Annotated in this window: 1 protein-coding gene (running past one end of the window); it reads right to left on the bottom strand. The window is 71.1% G+C overall.

Annotated features, from left to right (window positions below):
- Positions 1-34 precede the first annotated feature (34 nt).
- On the bottom strand, positions 35-21,823 hold the 3' end of the coding sequence (locus tag VZQ01_RS41010) for a non-ribosomal peptide synthase/polyketide synthase (protein WP_426746362.1). Its footprint extends 21,858 nt past the window's final position; 21,789 of the gene's 43,647 nt are visible here — the last part of the coding sequence; its start codon lies off the right edge, out of view; its stop codon occupies positions 35-37.

Raw genomic sequence — 21,823 nt, 5'->3', positions numbered from 1 at the left:
TCGAGGACAGCAGCCACCTGGGTGAAGCCGCCGCTCAGGGCAGGTGCTTCATCGCCTCACGCAGGCGCTCGGACAGCGCCTGGACGCCCGGCTCACGGAGCACGCCGTAGTGGCTTCCGACCACGGGGTGCCGCTCCAATCCGGCGCCGACGAGCGTGGACCAGCCGCCATCCGCGGGCAGCTCGGCGTCATGCTCGGTGGCCTTGAGCAGCACCACGCGCTCCTGGGTCGGCCGGGGGACGTAGCGCCGCGCGGCCTTCAGGTTCGACTCGAAGACCTGGAGCAGGGACTGGAGCTGCCGGGGGTCCGTCCCGAGGGGCAGGACTCCGGCGCGCTCGCCCTCGACACGCAGGTGTTCGAGCACCGCGTCCGGAGACATTGCCGCGAGCGCCTCCAGGTCCAGCTCGACGTGGGCCAACGAGGCGCCGAGCAGGTCCTGGATGAACATGCCGATGACCTGGAGCCGGTCCATCTCCGAGGGCTCCGGGGCCTTCACCGCGCCCGGGGCGTACGTGTCGATGAGCGCGAGCAGCTCCACCCGCTGGCCCTGCTCACGGAGCTGCCGCGCCATCTCGTAGGCGATGACGCCTCCGAGCGACCAGCCGCCCAACAGATACGGGCCGGACGGTTGGACCTTCCGCATCGCGTCCACGTAGGCCGTTGCCATCTCCTCGACGGTGCCTCGCGGCGTGGCCTCACCATTGACACCCTGGGCCTGGAGGCCCACGAACGGGCGCTCCGTCCCCAGCCGACGCGCCAGCTCCGCGTAGCAGAGGACGTTGCCGCCCACGGGGTGCACGCAGAAGAACGGCGTCTTCCCGCCCGGACGCAGGGCGCCGAAGGGGACCACCGGCGAGGTGCCTGTCATCGTGGCCCCGTCGCGCAGCAACGCGGCGAGCTGCTCCACCGTGGGCGCCTGGAACAGCGCGGCCAGCGGCACCGGTTGGCCCACTGCCTCGCTCACCGCGGACATCATGCGCACGGCGAGCAGCGAGTGGCCGCCCAGCTCGAAGAAGCTGGAGCGGACACCGATGGGACGAACCCCGAGCACGTCCTCCCAGACACGGACCAGTTGGAGCTCGAGCGGCGTCCTGGGCGGGAGCACCTCCTGGGTGCTGGAGGCCTCGAGCGTCGGCTCCGGCAGGGCCCTGGTGTCCACCTTGCCGTTGAGCGTCAGCGGCAGGGCGGGGAGGGTGACGAACGCGGAGGGCACCATGTACTCGGGCAGGCGCTGCTGGAGCCACGTCCTCAGCGCGAGGACCTCCGGAGCGATGGACGACGAGGCCACGACGTAGGCCACGAGCTTCCGGTCCGCGCCGTCTCCTCGCGCCACGACGATGGCGTCTCGCAGGGCGTCATGGCCGCGCAGCACCGTGGCGACTTCGCCCGGCTCCACGCGGAAGCCACGCACCTTCACCTGGAAGTCCACGCGGCCGATGAACTCCACGCGGCCATCCTCGAGCCACCGGACCCGGTCTCCCGTGCGGTACATCCGCGCCTCGGGTGCCTTGCTGAACGGGTCCGCGAGGAAGCGCTCCGCCGTCAGCTCCGGGCGACCGAGGTAGCCCCGCGCCACCTGCGGGCCTCCCACGTACAGCTCGCCCGGCACACCCACGGGCACGGGCTGGAGGCTCGCGTCGAGGATGTAGAGGCGCGTCTGTCCCAGCGGATGGCCGAGCGGCACCTGCGCCGGAGCCTTGTCCCCGGGCGGCAGCTCCACCCGCCCCGCGAGGACTCCCACCGTGGTCTCCGTGGGTCCGTAGTGATTGAAGACCTGGCACTCGGGCGCGAGGGCATGCACCCGCTCCAGCAATGCCCACGACGAGGACTCTCCGCCGAGGACCAGTCGCTTGCGCGGCACGATGGTTCCCGTCTCTCCCCCCGTGAGCAGCGCCGCGAGGTGGGACGGGACGATCTTCATGCAGTCCACGGCGTGGCGCTGGAAGTACTCGGCCATGCCTTCGGGGCTGCGCGCGCGTTCCTGCGTCAGCACGTGCAGCAGTCCGCCCGTGACGAGCGCGGGGAACAGCACCGTGTTGCCCAGGTCCGCGGCGAACGTCGAGACCAGCGCGAAGCTCTTGCACTCCGTCAGCGAGAGCCGGTCGACGACCGCGTTCACGTAGCTCATGAGCGCGCCGTGCGACACCGCCACGCCCTTCGGTCGACCCGTGCTGCCCGACGTGAAGAGCACGTAGGCCAGGTGCTCGGCGCGGACCTCGACCTTCGGCGCCTCGGTGGACTGCTTCGCGAGCACAACCGCGTCCGTGTCCATGCGCACGCGGTGGAGGGACAGTCCCTCGAAGGCCGACTCATGGGCGGATGCCGTCACCACGACGGGCGCGGAGACCTCCTCCACGAGCGCACGCAGGCGCGCGGCCGGCTGTGACGGCTCCAGCGGGACGTAGGCCCCACCCGTCTTGAGGACCGCCAGCAGCGCGGCGATGAGCTCCACGCCTCGCTCCAGGCACAGGGCCACGGGGACATCCGGGCCCACGCCCAACGAGCGCAGGTGGTGCGCGAGCTGGTTCGCCCGTTCATCGAGCCGACGGTACGTCCACTCCAGCTCCTCGCAGCGGAGCGCGGGCGCTTCAGGGGTGCGCGCCGCCTGCTGCTCGAAGATCCGATGGAACGGGAGCCCCGGCGACACGGGCGCGGACTCCGTCACGAGGACACGCTGGCGCTCCGCGTCCGTGAGGAGCGGGAGCGTCGCGAGCGGCGCATCCGGGTTCGCCAGCGCGCGCTCCAGGAGTTGCTGGAAGTGACGCACCAGCCGCTCGCCCGTGGAGGGCTCGAACAGGTCCGTGCTGATGAAGAGCCCGCCCCGGTAGCCGTCGGGCGCCCGGAACAGGTGGAGGTTGAGCTCGAACTTCGTCGAAGCCAGCTCCACGTCCATCGCCTCGAGCGTCAGGCCCGACAGCGACACCCCGGGCGACGGCGCGTTCTGCAGCACGAACATCGCCTGGAACAAGGGCGTGCGGCCCAGGTCCCTCGCGGGCTGGAGCTCTTCCACCAGTCGCTCGAAGGGGAGGTCCTGGTGCTCGAAGGCCCCGAGCGTCGCGTCACGGACCTGGGACAAAAGGCCCCTGAACGTCAGCTCCGGCGTGAAGCGGGCCCTCAGCGCCAGCGTGTTGATGAAGACGCCCAGCAGTCCCTCCGTCTGCGCGTGACGCCGGCCCGCGATGGGCGAGCCCACGACGACGTCCTCCTGGCCCGAGTAGCGCTGGAGCAGGGCCTGATAGACGGCGAGGAACAGCATGAACGGGGTGACGCGCTCGCGCTGCGTCGCCACGTCCACCGCGTCACTCAGCACGGCCGGCAGCCACACCGGCACCAGCGCGCCGTTGGACGAAGGCACGGCCGGACGAGGCTTGTCGGTGGGCATCTCCAGCGCGGGCGCGGCCCCGTCGAGGTGCTGCTTCCACCAGTCGAGCTGTGCACGCAGGGCGCCGCCCTGGAGCCAGCCTCGCTGCCACACGGCGTAGTCGGCGTACTGCACCGGCAGCACCGGCAGCTCCACGGCCCCACCTTGCTGGAAGGCCGTGTAGAGCATCGTCAGCTCACGCACCAGCACACCGATGGACCAGCCGTCCGAGATGATGTGGTGCATGCACACCAGCAGCACCTGCTCCGTCTGCGACAGCCGCATCACCGTGACGCGGAGCAGGGGACCGGTGGACAGGTCGAACGGGCGCACCGCGTCCTCGCTGATGACGCGTCGCGCTTCGGCCTCGCGCTGCTCCGGTGACGACGCGCGCAGGTCCACCATCGCGAACGGCCGAGGCGCCGGCGCGTGGATGACCTGTCGCGGCTCCCCCCCCTCCATGCGGAACGTCGTGCGCAAGGACTCGTGACGCTGAACCAGCGCATCGAAGGCGCGTTGGAGCGACGACAGGTCCACCTCGCCCGTCAGCTTGAGTGCATAGGGGATGTTGTAGAGCGCGCTGCCCGGCTGGAGCTGGTCCAGGAACCACAGGCGCTGCTGCGCGAAGGACAGCGGGAGCGGCCCGTTCCTCGGCGCGGCGACGAGCGGCGGCAGCACCGTCACCCCTTGCTCCTCGGGCAGGCCCTGCTGGAGGCGCGCCGCGAGCGAGGACAGCGTGGGCGACTCGAACAGGGCGCGGACGCCCAGCTCCTGTCCCAGCTCGTCGCGGATGCGGGCCACCAGACGCGTGGCCAGCAGGGAGTGGCCACCCAGCTCGAAGAAGCTGTCGTGACGTCCCACGCGGGACACCTGGAGCAGCTCCTTCCACAGCTCGGCCAGGCGCTGCTCGGCCGGGGTCGCCGGGGCTTCGTGGGCCTTGCCGGTGTCCAGCCCCGAGGCGTCCGGCTTCGGCAGCGCCTTGCGGTCCACCTTGCCGTGCGTCGTCTGGGGCAGGGCGGACAGTGTCACGACGTGCGCGGGCACCATGTACTCGGGCAGGCGCTGCCGCAGCCACGCCTTCGGGTCCTCTCCCTTGGGCGCATGGCCATCCGCCGTGGCGACGTAGGCCACCAGGCGCTTGTCCCCGGGCACGTCCTCGCGGACGACGACCGCGGCTTCACGGACCTCGGGGTGCGCGCGAAGCGAGGCTTCAATCTCCCCCAGCTCGATGCGGAAGCCGCGCACCTTCACCTGGAGATCGATGCGCCCGAGGAAGCGCAGCGCGCCGTCCTCGGTCCAGCAGACCTTGTCCCCGGTACGGTAGAGGCGCTCGCCGGGCGTGGTGGAGAAGGGGTCCGGCACGAAGCGCTCGGCGGTAAGCGCGGGTCGGCCCTGGTAGCCACGCGCGAGGCCCGGGCCGCCGATGAACAGCTCACCGGGGATGCCCACGGGCACGGGATGCAGCGACGCATCCAGCACGTACACCCGTGTATTCGGAATCGGGCGTCCGATCGGGACGGCCGTGTCGATGGACGTGCCCGCGGGCAGCACGTGCTGCGTGGTGACGACGGTGACCTCCGTCGGGCCATACGCGTTGATGAGCGAGCCCCCCTTGGCCAGTCGCTCCCGCGCCGTGGGCAGGGGCAGCACGTCTCCGCCGACCCACAGGCGGGGCAGCCGGGACAGCGCGGCCGGCTCGTGCTGCTGCATGACATCGAAGAGCGCGGTGGCCAGGAGCGCCGTGGTGACGCGGTGCTCGTCGATGACCCGGGCCAGCTCGGAGACCTCCGGGGTCGTCGGCGGGTACACCGCGAGCCGAGCGCCCGTGAGCAGCGCGCTCCAGACCTCGAGCGCCGTCGGGTCGAACGTCAGCGGCGCCACCTGGAGGATGACCTCGCCCGGCTCGCGGGACGCGAAGCCCACGCCCGAGACCAGCCGCAGCACCCCGCGGTGGGTGATGGCCACGCCCTTGGGCGTCCCCGTGGAGCCGGACGTGTACGTGACGTACGCGAGGTTGTCCGAGCTCATCGGCACGAACGGAGCCTCCGTCGACTGGCGGGAGATTCGCTCCCACTCGGTGTCGAGCGTCACCACGGGCCACGAGCCCGAGGGCAGCAAGGCTCCCAGCGCGCTCACCGTGAGCACACCCGCCACACCCGAGTCCTCGAGCATGAACGCGATGCGCGCCGGGGGATGCGCGGCGTCGAGCGGGACGTAGCAGCCACCGGCCTTGAGGATGCCGAGCAGCGCCACGTACAGCTCCAGCCCACGAGGAATCAGCACCGCGATGCGCGGCTCACGGCCCAGGCCCAGCGACAACAGATGCCGGGCGAGCTGACCCGACCGGGCCTCCAACTCCGCGTAGGTGAGGCGCTGGCCCTCGAACTGGAGGGCAATCGCCTCGGGCGTGCGACGGGCCTGCTCGGAAAACAGGGCGGGCAGGGTGGACTCCGACGGGAATTCGGCCGTCGTGTCGTTCCAGTCCACGAGGATGCGCTGGCGCTCCGCCTCGTCCATCAGGGACAGGGAGGACAACGGCGCGTCCGCCTTGGCGACAGCCACCTCCACGAGGCGCAGCAGGTGCGTCACCATCCGCTCGGCGGTGGAGCGCTCGAACAGGTCCGTGCTGAAGCTGAGGGCCCCTTGGTAACCCGCTGGCGTGCGGACCAGGGCCAGCTCCAGCTCGAAGCGACTGACGGTGGACTCGACCTCCACGCCCTTGAGCGAGAGCTCCGGCAACGTCAGCTCCGCGCTCGGCATGTTCTGGAGGGCGAAGAGCGCCTGGAACAACGGCGTGCGACTCAGGTCGCGCGTGGGATGCAGCTCCTCGACCAGCCGCTCGAAGGGGACGTCCTGGTGCTCGTAGGCTCCGAGCGTGGAGTCGCGCACCTGCGCCAACAGGCGCCGGAACGTGAGCGTCGGCGTGAAGCTCGCGCGCATCACCAGCGTGTTGACGAAGAAGCCGATGAGGCCCTCCGTCTTGGCGTGACGCCGACCCGCGATGGGCGTGCCCACCAGCAAGTCATCCTGCCCCGAGTACCGGTGCAGCAGCGCCTGGTACGCCGCCATCCACACCATGAAGGGCGTGACGCCTTCACGGCGCGCCAGCGTCTCCAGCGCCTGACTGAGCGAGGGGGACACGCTCACGGGCACCGTGGTGCCCTGGTGCGAGAGCACCGCGGGACGCGGCTTGTCGGTGTGCAGATCCAGCGCTCCCGGGGCTCCGGCGAGCTGCTGGCTCCACCAATCGAGCTGCTTCCGGAGCGTCTCTCCCTGGAGCCACTGCCGCTGCCACAAGGCGTAGTCCGCGTACTGCACCGGCAGCTCCGGCAACGGCGACGGACGACCGCTCCTGAACGCCTCGTAGAGCTGGACGAGCTCTCGCACCAGCACGGCCTGCGACCAGCCGTCCGAGATGCTGTGATGCATGCACACGAGCAGCGCGTGCTCCTTGGTGTCCAGCACGAGCAGCGTGATTCGCAGCAGGGGACCCGTACGCAGGTCGAAAGGGGTGAGCGAGTCCTCGCGCGCCAGCCGGTAGGCCTCCTCCATCCGCTCGTCGGCAGAGACGCGGGACAGGTCCAGCACCCGGAGGTTGCCGGGCTGCGCGGGGTGGATGACCTGTCGCGGCTCACCGCCCACGGTCTCGAACGTGGTGCGCAGGGACTCGTGACGACGCACCAGCTCGTCGACGGCGCGATGGAACGCGGCGCGCTCCACGCGTCCCGACAGGCGCAGCGCCACGGGCATGTTGTAGATCGCCATCCCTGGCTGGAGCTGGTCCAGGAACCACAGGCGCTGCTGCGCGAAGGACAGCGGAATCGGCCCGTCACCGCGATCCACACCGAGGTCCGGGAGCGTGTCCCCCCAGGTGGCGCCGGAGATGCGCTCGGCGAGCCCCGCCAACGTGGGGGTCTCGAAGAAGGCCCGCAGGCCCAGGTCCACCTTGAAGTCCTCGCGGACTCGAGCCACCAGCCGCGTGGCCATCAACGAGTGGCCCCCCAGCTCGAAGAAGTTGTCGCGACGACCCACGGTGGGGACGTTCAACAGCTCCCGCCACAGCTCGGCCAGTCGTCCCTCCAGCGGCGTCGCGGGAGGCTCATGCTGGCGGCTGACCCGGTGCAAGTTCGCATCCGGCGCGGTCAGCGCCTTGCGGTCCACCTTGCCGTTGGGCGTGAGGGGCAGGGCGGCCAGCGGCACGAAGGCCGCGGGCACCATGTACGCGGGCAGGTGCTGCCTCAGGTGGTCATGGAGGCCCAGGATGTCCAGGGTCGGCTCCAGCCCCTCCTTCACTTCCGTCGGCACCACGTACGCCACCAGGCGCTTGTCGCCCGGCGAGTCCTCGCGCGCCAGCACCACCGCGTCACGGACCTCCGAGCGAGCGCGCAGCGAGGCCTCGACTTCCCCCAGCTCGATGCGGATGCCGCGCACCTTCACCTGCGTGTCGCCGCGCCCCAGGTACTCCAGGCCGCCGTCACGTCGCCAGCGCGCCTTGTCACCGGTGCGGTAGAGCCGCTCGCCCTCGCCGAAGGGGCTCGGGATGAAGCGCTCCGCCGTCAGGTCCGGCCGGCCGAGGTAGCCACGCGCGACGCCCTCACCGCCGATGAACAGCTCACCCACCACGCCCGTGGGCGTCGGCATGAACGCGCTGTCCAGCACGTACGTCGTCACGTTGGTCAGCGGCCGGCCGATGGGCACCTCCTGGGCGCTCTCGAACGCCTCGGCCGGGGACGCCATCAGGTCCACCGCCGTGGCCACCGCCGTCACCTCCGTCAGTCCGTAGGTGTTGCGCAGGGGCAGGGCGGAGCCCACCGTGCGACGCCAGGCGGCGACCCGCTCCGGCGCGGCGCGCTCTCCGCCAATCACCACCCACTTGAGCTTCGAGGGCAGCTTCGCGCGGCCTTCCTCCAGGCTCGCCGTCACCTCGTGCCAGAAGGCCGTGGGCAGGTTGAGCTGCGTCACCCCCGCGGCCTCGCACCGCGCCAGGAAGACCTCCGGCACGTCGAGCATGTCCGGCGTGCGCAGCACCAGCGTCCCGCCTCGCGTGAGGCACGGGTAGATCTCCTCCGCGCTGGTGTCCCAGCTGATGGAGGCGAACTGGAGCACGCGGTCCCCCAGCTCCACGGGGTACGTCTTCCAGGCCGCGCGGGTGAAGTTCACCAGCGAGCGGTGCTGCACCACGACGCCCTTGGGCCGCCCCGTCGAACCCGACGTGTAGAGCACGTAGGCCGCCGCCTCCGGAGGCACCACCACGGAGAGCGGAGCGACGTCCCCCGTCTCGGGCACGGCGTCCACGTCCAGGTAGACGCGGTCCGTGGTGTCGCCCAGCTTCTCGCGGACCTGCCCGCGTGCCACCACCACGCGCGCGCCGCTGTCCTCCAGCATGAAGCTCAGCCGCTCCGCCGGGTACTCCGGGTCCAGCGGCACGTAGGCACCACCGGCCTTCAGCACGCCGAGGAGCGCCACCAGCTGCTCCACCGAGCGCTCCACGCACACCGCCACCCGCGTCTCCAGCCCGACGCCCAGCTCGCGCAGGCGCCACGCCAGCCGCGTGGCCCGCGTGTCCAGCTCACGGTAGGTGACCGAGTCCTCACCGGACACCACCGCGATGACGTCCGGCGTGCGCAGCACCTGCTCCTCGAGGAGCGCGTGGATGCGCGCGTCCGCGGGCAGGGGCTCGCGCTCACCCGTCCACTCCAGCAGCAGCTGCTTGCGCTCCTCGGGAGGCAGCAGCGGCAGCTCCTCCAGCGGAGTGCCCGGGTTCGCGACGATGCCTCGCAGCAGCACGAGCAGGTGCTCGGCGAAGCGCTCCATCGTCGCGCGCTCGAACAGGTCCGTGCTGTACGTGAAGCCACCGGAGAAGCCCTCCGGCGCGCGCGTCAGGTCCAGCCCCAGCTCGAACATGGCCAGGTTGGTGGAGTCGATGGGGTGGGGCCCCACGGACAGCTCCGGCAGGACGATCTCCGGCAGCGGCGCGTTCTGCAGCGTGAACATCGCCTGGAACAGCGGCGTGCGGCTCGCGTCGCGCGTGGGCTGGAGCTCCTCGACGATCTTCTCGAACGGGACGCCCTGGTGCTCGTAGGCGCCGAGCGTCCGCTCGCGCACCTGGGCCAGCAGCTCGCGGAAGCACATCTTCGGCGTGAAGCGCGCGCGCAGCACCAGCGTGTTCACGAAGAAGCCGATGAGCACCTCCGTGTCCGCCACGTTGCGGTTCGCGATGGGCGAGCCCACCAGGATGTCGTCCTGGCCCGAGTACCGGTGCAGCAGCGTCTGGAACGCGGCCATCAGCACCATGAACGGCGTGGCGCCTTCCTTCTGGGCCAGCGACTCCAGCGCCTGGCTGAGCTTCAGCGGGATGACCAGGTCCAGCACGGCGCCCTTGTGGGTGAACACCGCCGGGCGCGGCTTGTCCGTGGGCACGTCCAGCGCGTACGGCGCGCCCTCCAGTTGCTGCTTCCACCAGCCGACCTGCGCCTCGAGCGTCGCGCCGCGCAGCCACGAGCGCTGCCACACGGCGTAGTCGGCGTACTGCACGGCCAGCTCCGGCAGCGGCGAGGGCAGCCCCTTGCGGAACGCCTCGTAGAGCGACGTCAGCTCCCGCACGAACACGCCGAGCGACCAGCCGTCCGACACGATGTGGTGCACGTGGAGCAGCAGGATGTGGTCCTGCGGACGCAGCTTGATGAGCAGCGTGCGCAGCAGCGGCCCGCGCGAGAGGTCGAACGGGCGACGCGCCTCCTCGTTCGACAGCCGCAGGGCCTCCGCCATCCGGAGGTCCTCCTCGTCGATGCGCGACAGGTCCACCTTCTGCACGGGCACGAAGGTGGCCGGGTGGATCTTCTGGACCGCCTGGCCTCCCTCCGCGCGGAACGTGGTGCGCAGCGACTCGTGACGCCGCACCAGCTCGTCGAAGGTGCGCCGCAGGGCCCGCTCATCCAGCGTGCCCTCCAGCCGCAGCGGGAACGGGTTGTTGTAGAGCGTGGACCCGGGCTCCAGCTGGTCGATGAACCAGAGCCGCTGCTGCGCGAAGGACAACGGCAGGTCCGTCGTGCGCGGCACGCGCGTCAGGGCCGGGGCCTTCGCCACCGTGGCGTTGGCCAGCCGCTCCGCGAGCTTTGCCACCGTGGACGCGCCGAACAGCTCACCCAGGGGCAGCTCGACGCCGAGCGTGGCCCGGATGCGAGACACCACCTGCGTGGCCAGGAGCGAGTGGCCGCCCAGCTCGAAGAAGTCATCGTGGATGCCCACCGAGTCGTGGTGCAGCACCTCCGCCCAGATGGCCGCCAGCTGCGTCTCCAGGGGCGTGCGCGGGGCGTTCTCGGCCGGGTCCTTGGAGACAGGGGCCTCCGGGGCCGGCAGGGCCTTGCGGTCCACCTTGCCGTTGGACGACAGGGGCAGGGCGGCCAGCTCCACGATGGCCGACGGCACCATGTACTCGGGGAGCTGACGCTGGACGAAGGTCTTCACCGCGCCCACGTCCACTCCCGCGGTCTCCGGGACGACGTAGGCCACCAGTCGCTTGTCGCCCGGGATGTCCTCGCGGGCCACCACGACGACGTCCCGCAGGCCGGCGAAGCGGCGCAGCGTCTCCTCGACCTCGCCGGGCTCGATGCGGAAGCCGCGGATCTTCACCTGGAAGTCGACGCGGCCCATGAACTCGAGCGTGCCATCCGCGCGCCAGCGCGCCTTGTCGCCCGTGCGGTACAGGCGGGCGCCCGGCGTCGAGGCGTACGGGTGCGGCACGAAGCGCTCGGCCGTCAGGTCCGGGCGGTTCAGGTAGCCCCAGGCCAGGCCGTCGCCTCCGACGAACAGCTCACCGGAGACTCCCGGCGGCACGGGCTGGAGCGCGGCGTCCAGCACGTAGGCGGTGGAGCTCGACAGCGGACGGCCGATGGGCACCGAGCGGTCCACCGTGTCCCCGGCCCGCAGCGTGTGCGTGGCGGAGAACGTGGTGTTCTCCGTGGGGCCGTAGCCGTTGATGAACACCGCGTCCGGCCCGATTCGCGACAGGTGCTCCGTCACGCGCTGCACGGGCAGCACGTCGCCACCCGCGAGCACCTGGCGCACTCCCGCCAGCGCCTGGCCCTGGTGCTGGACGACCTGGTCGAAGAGGGCCGCCGTCAGCCACAGCGCGGTGACTCCCGAGCTCGTCAGCAGCGCGCCCAGCGACTCGATGGACTGCGCCTTCGGAGGCGCGAGGACCAACCGTCCACCGTTGAGCAGCGCGCCCCAGACCTCCAGCGTGGAGGCATCGAACGCCACGGGCGCGAGCTGGAGGAAGACTTCGTCCGGCCCGAAGCGCATGAACGTGTTGTCGCGCACCAGTCGCAGCACACCACGGTGGGGAACGCAGACGCCCTTGGGCTGGCCCGTGCTGCCCGACGTGAACATCACGTAGGCCAGGTCCTCCTCGCCCACGGAGACGACGGGAGCGCTCGTCGGCTGCTTCGAGATGGCGCGCCACTCCGCGTCCAGCAGGACGGGCAGGCAGCCCAGCTCGGGCAGCTCGTCCGCGAGGTGCTCCTGGGTCAGGAGGATGCTGACTCCGGACTCACGGATGATCCACGTGAGGCGCTCCGTGGGGTAGCTCGGCTCCAGGGGCACGTAGGCCGCGCCCGCCTGGAGGATGCCCAGCATGCCGATGATGAGCTCCGGGGAGCGCTCCACGCACAGACCCACGCGGCCACCGGGACGCACGCCCATCACGTGCAGGTGGTGCGCGACCTGGTTCGCGCGGGCGCGCAGCTCGGCGTAGGTGAGCTGGCCCTCCGCGTGCGTGAGGGCGATGGCCTGGGGCGTGCGCTCCGCCTGCTTCGCGAAGGCGTCGTGAATCGACGGGGGACGCGGCGTCTTCGTCGCGGTGTCGTTCCACTCCACCAGCACCCGGTTGCGCTCCTCGCGGGTGAGCATGGAGACCTGGGCGAGCGGGACGTCCGGCGAGGCGATGACCTCTTCGAGCAGCACGCGCAGGTGGCTCGCCATGGCGGCCACGGTGTCGTGGTCGAAGAGGGACGTGGCGTAGTTGATGCCGCCACGGAAGCCCGTCTCCTCGCGATGGAAGGACAGCTCCATGTCGAAGCGGATGACCCCGTGGTGGTGGTCCATCGGCCGCAGCGTCAAGCCGGGCAGGGACAGCGCCGGCAGCGGGGCGTTGTGCAGCGTGAAGGAGACCTGGAACAGCGGCGTGCGGCTGGCGTCACGGGCCGGGTGCAGCTCCTCCACCAGCTTCTCGAAGGGCACGTCCTGGTGCTCGAACGCCTCCAGCGTGGTGTCCCGCACCTGGGCGAGCAGCGCGCGGAACGAGTCCTGCCCCCGGATGCGGGAGCGCAGGACGAGCGTGTTCGCGAAGTAGCCGATGAGGGCCTCGGACTCGGCCAGTCGACGTCCGGCGATGGGCGAGCCCACCAGGATGTCGTCCTGCCCGGAGTGCCGCTGCAGGAGGACCTGGAAGGCCGCGAGCAGCACCATGAACGGCGTGGCGCCCTCGCGACGGGCGAAGGTCTCCAGCGCCTCGGTGAGCGGCAGCGGCAGGTGCATCAGCGCCGCGGCCCCATGGAAGGACTGCTGCGCGGGGCGCGGCTTGTCCGTCGGGAGGTCGAGGTGCGACGGCGCGCCCTCGAGCTTCTTGCGCCAGTAGCCGACCTGCTCCTCCAGGACCGGCCCCTGGAGCCAGTCGCGCTGCCAGACTGCGAAGTCCGCATACTGCACGGGGAGCGCCGGCAGCGGCGAGGGACGCTCGTCATGGAACGCCGCGTAGAGCGCGGCCATCTCGCGGACCAGCACCCCCGTGGACCAGCCGTCCGAGACGATGTGGTGCATGTTGAGCACCAGCGCGTGCTCCTGTTCGCCCAGCTTCAACAGGAGCGCGCGGGCCAGCGGGCCGCTCAGCAGGTCGAACGGGCGCCGTGCCTCTTCGAGGGCGAGTCGGACGGTCTCCGCCTCGCGCTCCTTCGCGTTCGTGAGGGACGTGAGGTCCACGAACTGGAAGGGCAGCGGGAAGGCCGGGTGGATGACCTGGACGGGCGTGTCACCGTCCGCGCGGAAGGTGGTGCGCATCGCCTCGTGGCGCTCCATCAGCGCGTCGAAGCCACGCTGGAGCGCGGAGAGGTCCAGCACGCCCTCGAGCTTCAGGGCCAGCGGGATGTTGTAGGCGCTGACCGCGCCGGCGAACTGGCTGATGAGCCAGAGGCGCTGCTGCGCGAACGAGAGCGGGATGGGCTTCGTCCGGTCCACGCGGACCATCGGCGGCAGCTCCGCACCCGGGCGACGGGCATCCAGCCGCTCCGCGAGCGCGGCGACGGTGGGTGCCTCGAACAGGGTGCGCAGCGGCAGCTCCAGCCCGAGCGCGCCCCGGACGCGGACCACGACCTGGGTCGCGAGCAGCGAGTGACCGCCCATCTCGAAGAACCCATCGTGAATCCCGATGCGCTCCACGCCGAGGACCTGCGCGAAGAGCGTGGCGAGCGTCTCCTCCACGGGCGTCCGAGGTGCGACGTAGCGGCCGGGCTGGACAACAGGGGCCTCCGGCGCGGGCAGGGCCTTGCGGTCCACCTTGCCGCTGGGCGTCAGCGGGAGCACGCCCAGGTGCGTGAAGGTCGAGGGCACCATGTACTCGGGCAGCCGAGACTGGAGGTGCGTCTTGAGCAGCGACGCGGTCAGCGGCTCCGCGTCACCCGTGACATAGGCGACGAGGCGCTGGTCGCCCGGGGAGTCCTCGCGCACGAGGACCACGGCCTCTCGCACCGAGGCGTGTGACAGCAGCGCCGCCTCGATGTCTCCCAATTCAATCCGGAAGCCTCTGAGCTTCACCTGGAAGTCCGAGCGGCCCAGGTACTCCAGCGTCCCGTCCGCCAGCCACCTCGCCACGTCTCCGGTGCGGTACAGCCGCGCCTCGGGCACCTGCGAGTACAAGTCCGGCACGAAGCGCTCCGCCGTCAGCTGCGGCCGGCGCCAATACCCCAGGCCTACCTGCACACCGCCGATGAAGAGCTCTCCGGGCACTCCCACCGGCGTCGGCTGGCCCTGCGCGTCCAGCACGTACAGCCGCGTGTTCGCCACCGGACGCCCAATCGGAATGCTCGTGCGCTGCGTGCCTCGCGCGCAGTGGAAGTACGAGACGTCCACCGCCGCCTCCGTCGGGCCGTAGAGGTTGTGCACCTCCGCGCCCGCCGGCAGTCGCGCGTGCGCCTTCGCCACCAGCTCCGCCGTCAGCGCCTCACCACTGCACACCACCCGCCGCAGGTGGCTCAGCCCCTCCAGGCCCGGCTCCTCCAGGAAGGCTCTCAGCATCGACGGCACGAAGTGCACCGTCGTCACTCGCTCCTCTCGCAGCAGCTTCGCCAGGTACGCCGGGTCCTGGTGCCCTCCCGGCTTCGCCACCACCAGCCTCGTCCCCGTCAGCAGCGGCCAGAAGAACTCCCACACCGACACGTCGAAGCTGAACGGTGTCTTCTGCACCACCGTGTCCGCCGCCGTCAGCCCGTACTCCTGCTGCATCCACAAGAGTCGGTTGACGATGCCCGCGTGCGCGTTCATCGCCCCCTTCGGACGGCCCGTCGAGCCGGACGTGAAGATGACGTACGCCAGTGAGTCCGCGCCTCCCACCGGAGTGGGTGCAGTCGCAGGATGACGGGCCACCGTGGCCCACTCCGTGTCCAGGCTCACCACTCGCGAGCCGTGCGCGGGCAGCACCGACTTCAGCTTCTCCTGCGTGACGAGGACAGGCGCGTCCGCGTCCTCCAACATCCCCGCCAGGCGCTCCCTCGGGTATGCCGGGTCCAGCGGCACGTAGGCCGCTCCCGACTTGAGCACCCCCAGCAGCGCCACCACCAACTCCAGCGAGCGCTCCAGGCACACCCCCACCAGCACCCCCGGCTTCGCTCCCAACGTCCGCAGGTGGTGCGCCAGCTGATTGGCCCGTGCATCCAGCTGCGCGTAGGTGAGGGTGCTTCCCTCGAAGCGGACCGCCTCCGCCTCCGGTGTGCGTCGCACCTGCGCCTCGATGAGCGCGTGCAGCGTCGCCTCCTTCGGGTACGCCTCCGTGCGTCCCTGGAACCCCACCAGCACCTGCTGCCGCTCCGCCTCACCCATCAGCGGCAGGCGCTGCACCGGCAGGTCCGGAGATGCGACGACGGCGCGAGCGAGCACGGAGAGGTGCTCGACCAGTCGCTTCATCGTGGACTCATCGAACAGCTTCGCCGCGTACTCGAAGCGGCAGTGGAGCTCGCCCAGGCCTTCTACGACCTCGAAGCTCAGGTCGAACTTCGACGTCCCGGTGGCGACATCCAGCTGGCTCAGCTTGAGCGTCTGGTGCGACGTCTCCGCGGGCGGCGTGTTGATGACGTTGAGGACGACCTGGAAGACCGGCGTGCGGCTCTGGTCCCTCGGCGTCTGGAGCAGCTCGATGAGCCGCTCGAACGGCGCATCCTGCCGGGAGAACGCGCCCAGGGACTGCTTCTTCACCCGGCCCAACAGCTCACGGAACGTCGGGGCCTCGGTGAGCTGGGTGCGCATCGCCAACGTGTTGACGAAGCAGCCGATCAACCCCTCCGTCTCGGGCTGCGTACGACCCGCGATGGGGATGCCGATGGCGAAGTCGTCCTGGCCCGCGTGACGACCCAGGAGCGCCTGGTAGAGCGCCAGCATCACCATGAAGGATGTCGCGCCTTCCTTGCGGCCCAGGGCGAGCAGCGGCTCCGCCACCTCGCGGCCCACCACGAAGCGCAGGCTCCCACCGTCGTAGGACTGCACCGCCGGACGCGGCCGGTCCGTGGGCAGCTCCAGCGCGGGGACTCCGAGGAGCTGCTCCTTCCACCACCGGAGCTGCCCGTCCAGCACCACGCCTTCCAGGTACTCGCGCTGCCAGACCGCGTAGTCCGCGTACTGCACGGGCAGCTCGGGCAACGGCGACTCGATGCCCGCGTTGTAGCAGGCGTAGAGCACGGACATCTCGCGCGCGAGCACCAGCGAGCACCACGCGTCGGAGATGACGTGGTGCATGACCAGGTTGAGCACATGGTCCTGTGGCCCCATGCGCAGCAGCACGGCGCGGATGACCGGGCCGCGCGCCAGGTCGAACACCCAGGCGCCTTGTTCCTCGCAGCGGCGAAGCATCGCGGCTTCACGGGCCTCGGGCGTCTCGCCGGGCACGTCCTCCAGCGGCATCGGCAGCCCGGTCGCGGGCTGGACCACCTGCGTCGCCCCCGTCTCGGTGAGCTGGTACGTGGTCCGCATCACCTCGTGACGACGCATCAGCTCGTCGAGCGCACGCTGGAGCGCGGCGGTGTCCAACGGGCCCACCAGCCGGAAGCTGGAGCTGTTGTTGTACGCCGTGCTCGTGGGGTCCAACTGCTGGAGGTACCAGAGGCGCTGCTGCGCGAACGACAGCGGCAGCGGCTTGTCCCTGCGCGCGCGTGGAATCCCGGCGGGCGCGGCGACAGGGCGAGCCTCGGTCCGCACGGGCGGCGGGGCCTTGGCGGCCGGAGCAGGGGCCTTGGGAACCGGGACGTTGACCGGCTCCAGGCGACCATCCGCGCGCAGTCGCGCGTGGCGTCCCGTGCGGAACAGCTGGGACGACGCGCCCTTCGGATGCGCCACCAGTCGACGACGCTCCTCTTCCTCGGAGCGCCACAATCCGGAGGGAAGACCCGCGCCCTCCAGCGCCAGCTCCCCGACGACGCCCACGGGCACAGGCAACCCCGCGGTGTCGAGGATCCACGGGCGCAGCCCCGCGGGCACGCGCTCCTCGGGAGCACGCGGCAACAGCGCGCCCTCACGTGGCGCTCCCGCGAGCAGGACCTGGAGCCCGGAGCTCTTCGCGAGCGCCGTGGCCAGCTCGGCCGAGGCCCCATCGAGTACCAGCGCGCCCACGGGGCTCAGCGCCTCACGAGCACCAGGCAGCTCGGTCAGCGTGCGGGCCAGTCGCGCCGACGTGTGCAGCAACACCTGGCCGGAGCGACGCGCCAGCTCCAGCACCTCGCTCACGCCCTGGTCGCCTTCGACAACGACCTGCTCCTGGCGGGACGCGGCCTCCTGCACCAGCTTCTGGCGGAGCACCGCCAGCTTCTCCAGGCCCTTCAGGACGATGGGCGTGTCCAGACCGAAGTCGATGAGCGCGGCCACCTCGTCCACGTCCGCCTCGCGGACATCGAGCAGGCGCTTGAACCCGCTCTCCACGGTGCCGATGAGGCCCGTGCCCTTCGCGTGGTGCTCGAAGGTGTGCTCCAGGAGCGTGTTGATGTCCTCCTCGGAGACCTTGTCGATCTCCCCCTGGTGGCCCTGGGCCGCCAGCAGCGACGCGGTGATTTCGGCCGAGCTGCGGAAGTAGCCGAGCAGCGGCTTTCGCACCGTGCGCAGCACCTCCTGCTCGTCGTCACCGATGAACGCGTGCAGCATCACCGTGATGTGGCCACGGCCCGGATGACCGTTGCGGCGCCACGCCTCGCGGTACATCGCGACCTTCCACTTCAGCTCGTCGATGGACTGCGCGAGCAGGCCCGTGAGCACGCCCGCGCCCACCTCGCCGGCCAGACGGAAGGTCTCCGGGTTGCCCACGGCCGTGAGCCACACGGGCAGCTCGCGCTGCACGGGCTTCGGACGCAGGGCCACCTCCACCGTCACGCCGCCGCCGCCCACGCGCTTCTGCTTCTCGCCCCGCCAGAGCGAGCGCAGCGTCTCCAGGTGCTTCATCAGGACGTTGCGGCGGTCCTCGAAGTTCGCCGGGGCGAAGGAGAAGTCCGCCACGTGCCAGCCCGTGGCCACCGACAGGCCCACGCGGCCGCCGGAGAGGTTGTCCACCACGGACCACTGCTCGGCGACCTGCATCGGGTCGTGCAGCGGGAGCACGACGCTGCCGGAGCGCAGCTTCAGGTTCTTGGTGACGGTGGCGATGGCCGCGGCCACCACGGCCGGCTGCGGGTACAGACCGCCGAACGAGTGGAAGTGCCGCTCCGGCGTCCACACCGCGGAGAAGTCATGCGCGTCCGCGAACTTCGAGCCCTCGATGAGCAGCTCGTACTTTGGCCCCGTGAGCGAGTCCTCATCGTTGGCGAAGTAGATGAGGCTCATGTCCATCGCCTGGGTGCGCGGACCACCGCCCTGGAGCCGCACCAGCCGGGCCGTGACGGCCTCGGAGGGGAAGGCCACGCGCAGGCCGCGCGAGAGCGCCCACAGCATCTCCAGCTCCGGCCGCTCGGTCGACGTGTCGAGCGCCGCCAGCCAGGTGCCGCCCTCCGACGGACGCAACCGCGCATCCATCGCGATGAACAGGTCCGCCAGCGCGTGGTGGTCCAGCGTCCACGCGGGCTGGTTCGTCCCCGAGGGCAGCAGCCACGCGGGTGCGTTCGCGCGAGTCACGCTCGGGTTCACCGATGCGGTGGTCTCCAGTTCCTCCACGTACAGCACGCGCGAGGCGTCCAGCTTGGAGGATGTGACGACACCACGCCACGTGATGAGCAGGGGCGTCGCGGCATCCTGGGACGCATAGGTCGACAGTCGCCCCAGGTCCGTGGCGCCCAGGGCCACGACCGCGCCACCCGCGTCGAGCACACCCCAGAGGACCGCCAGCTTGTCAGGGGAGGGGGGCAGGCAGACCGCGACGGTCGCACCGCTCTTCAAGCCGCTGGCGCGCAGTCTCGCGGAGACGCTCGCCGCGCGACGGGACAGCTCCGCCCAGGTCCAGGACTTCTCACCGACGAGCGCGGCCACGGCGTTGGAATCCCGCTTCGCCCGCTCGGCGAGCTGTGCCGGGATGGAGGTGATGACCTGCGTGGGGCGTGGCGCGGGCCACGCGGAGCGCTCGGCCTCGGTGACGAGCGGCAGTCGGGAGACCCGCTCGTCGGGCCGGGCCATCGCGGACGCGAGCAGCACGTGCAGATGGTCGACCAGGCCCTGCGCGGTGCTCGCGTCGAACAGCTCCGTCGCGTACTCGAGCGCGCCGTGGACCCGGCCGGACTCGTCACCCAGCACGAGCGTCAGGTCCGACAGGGTGGTGCCCCACTGCACCGGACCGTCCGGGACCTCGACGATGGAGCCGCGCACGCCCGTCATCTCCAGGGCCGCGGCGCCGCCGCTGATGCCGCTGTGGAAGACGAAGACGGTGTCGGCCATGCGGCCCCGGCCGATGTCCTTGCCCGGGATGAGCGCTTCGACCAGGTACTCGTAGGGAACGTCCGGACGGGACTGGACCTCGTTGAGCTCCTGCTTCACGCGGTTGAGCAGATCCCGGAACGTCGGGTCATCCGCGAAGCTCGTGCGGAACGCCGCCGAGTGCGCCACGTAGCCGATGAGCGGCAGCAGCTCCGGCCGGGTGCGGTTGCCGATGGGCGTGCCGACGATGATGTCCGTCTGCCCGCTGTAGCGGTGCAGCAGCGTCTGCCACGCGGCGAGCACCAGCATGTACGACGTGTAGCCTTCGCGCTTGCCGAACGCGCCCAGCTCGCGGGCCAGGGCGCGTGGGAACTCCACGGGCAGACGCACGGAGGTGAGCGGGCAGCTCGCCGGACGCTTGCGGTCCGTGGGGACGTCGAGCTGCTTGGGCATGCCCGCGAGTCGCTGACGCCACCAGGACTCCTGCTCGGGGAAGCGGCCTTCGAGGATGCCGGTGCGCTGCCAGGCGCCGAAGTCCGCGTACTGGATGGGGAGGGGAGGGAGGGGCGACGGGCGGCCCTGCTTGAAGGCGCCGTAGAGCTGCATCAGCTCGTTGATGAAGAGCGCGGTGGACAGCGTGTCGCAGACGACGTGGTGGATGCTGCCCAGGAGCAGGTGGTGCTTCGGCTCCAGGCGCAGCAGGACGGTCCGGATGACAGGGCCCGTCACCAGGTCGAACGGCAGCATCGCCTCCTCGCGGGCCAGCCGCATCGCCTCATCCTCGCGACGGGCGGGCGTGTCCCCGGCGACGTCGACGATGGGCAGGGGGATGCGCACGTTCTCGTGGAAGCGCTGCACGGGACGGCCATCCACCACGTCGTACGTGGTGCGCAGGGCCTCGTGCCGACGGACGATCTCCTGGACGGCGCGCTCCAGCGTGGCCGGGTCCAGGTCTCCCTCGAGCCGCAGCACGAAGGGGATGTTGTACGCGGACAGGCCGGGCAGGTGCTGCTCCAGACGCCACACGCGCTCCTGCACGTAGGAGAGCGGCAGCTCGCCCGTGCGAGGCAGCGGAACCAGCGGGAGTTCGCGTGTCGGCGCCGCGGCGGGGGCCTGTCGCAACAGCGGCTCGATGCGCTGGGCGATGCCCGCCACCGTGGGGGCCTCGAACAACGCGGCCAGGGGGAGCTGGACGCCGAAGGCTTCACGGACCTGGTTGAGCAGCTGCGCCGCCATCAGCGAGTTGCCGCCGATCTCCAGGAAGTCGTCCTCACGGCCGACGAACTCCAGGCCCAGGCGCTCGCGCCACAGACCCGCGAGCCGCTCCTCGATGGGCCCCCGAGGCGCGTCTTCACGCATTGGGGCGACGGGCGCGGGCTCCTGAATCGAAGGGGGAGGCTCGGCGGGGGCCACCGGAACCGCGCGCAGCGACGTCATCGCTGGCGCAACCACCGGAGGCAACTGCGGCGCGATGCCCGTCGATGAAGCTGGCGGCGCGAAACCTGTCGACGCTGAGGCCGGCGGAACAAGGCCCGTCGGCGCAGAATGCGGCGCGAAGCCCGGAGGCACTGTGGGCGGCGCGAAGCCCGTCGAGGCAGGCGCCCCGAAACCCGTCACCGCAGGCGGCGTGACGCCGGTCGCAGCAGGCGGCGCGAAGCCCGTCGACACAGGCGACACGAGACCCGTCGACGCAGCAGACGGCGTGAGGTCGGTCGCGACAGGCGGCGCGAAGCCCGTCGACGCAGCGGACCCGAAACCCGTCGCCGCAGCAGGCGGCATGACGCCCGTCACGGAAGGCGACCCGAAGCCGGTCGCAGCAGGCGGCGCGAAGCCCGTCGACGCAGGCGACACGAGACCCATCGGCGCGGGCGACACGAGACCCGTTGACCCAACAGACGGCGCGAAGCCCGTCGACGCGGCAGCCGGTTGTACGAGGCCCGACGACGTGGGGCGTCGCGGATCCATCCCGGACGGCATGGCCGTCACGGCCTGCGTCTCCGCGACGGGGAGCGGCGCCCCCGAGGCGGCACGGAGCTGCACGGGCTGCTGGGCCACCATCGCGGGCACGGTCTGCGCGCCCGGCTTCGCATCCACCCAGACTCGCTTCTCCTGGAACGGGTACGTGGGCAGGTGCAGCCGGCGTCTCTGCTCGTGCGTGAAGAAGGCGGACCAGTCCACCTCCACGCCCTGCGTCCACAGCTCACCCACGGACGCCAGCAGGCTCGCGTCCTCCGTCGTGGAGGCGCTCCGACGCAGCGTCGCCAGCGCCTTCACGCGGTCCTTGTCCTGGCCCAGTGACGCGCGCACCAGCGGCGTCAGGTCCTGACCGGGGCCCACCTCCAGCAGCACGCTGCACCCATCCTCGAGCAGCGCCCC

The sequence above is a fragment of the Myxococcus faecalis genome, assembly GCF_050039385.1.
GTDB lineage: Bacteria > Myxococcota > Myxococcia > Myxococcales > Myxococcaceae > Myxococcus > Myxococcus fulvus.
This window is presented reverse-complemented; position numbering and strand designations above follow the sequence as displayed.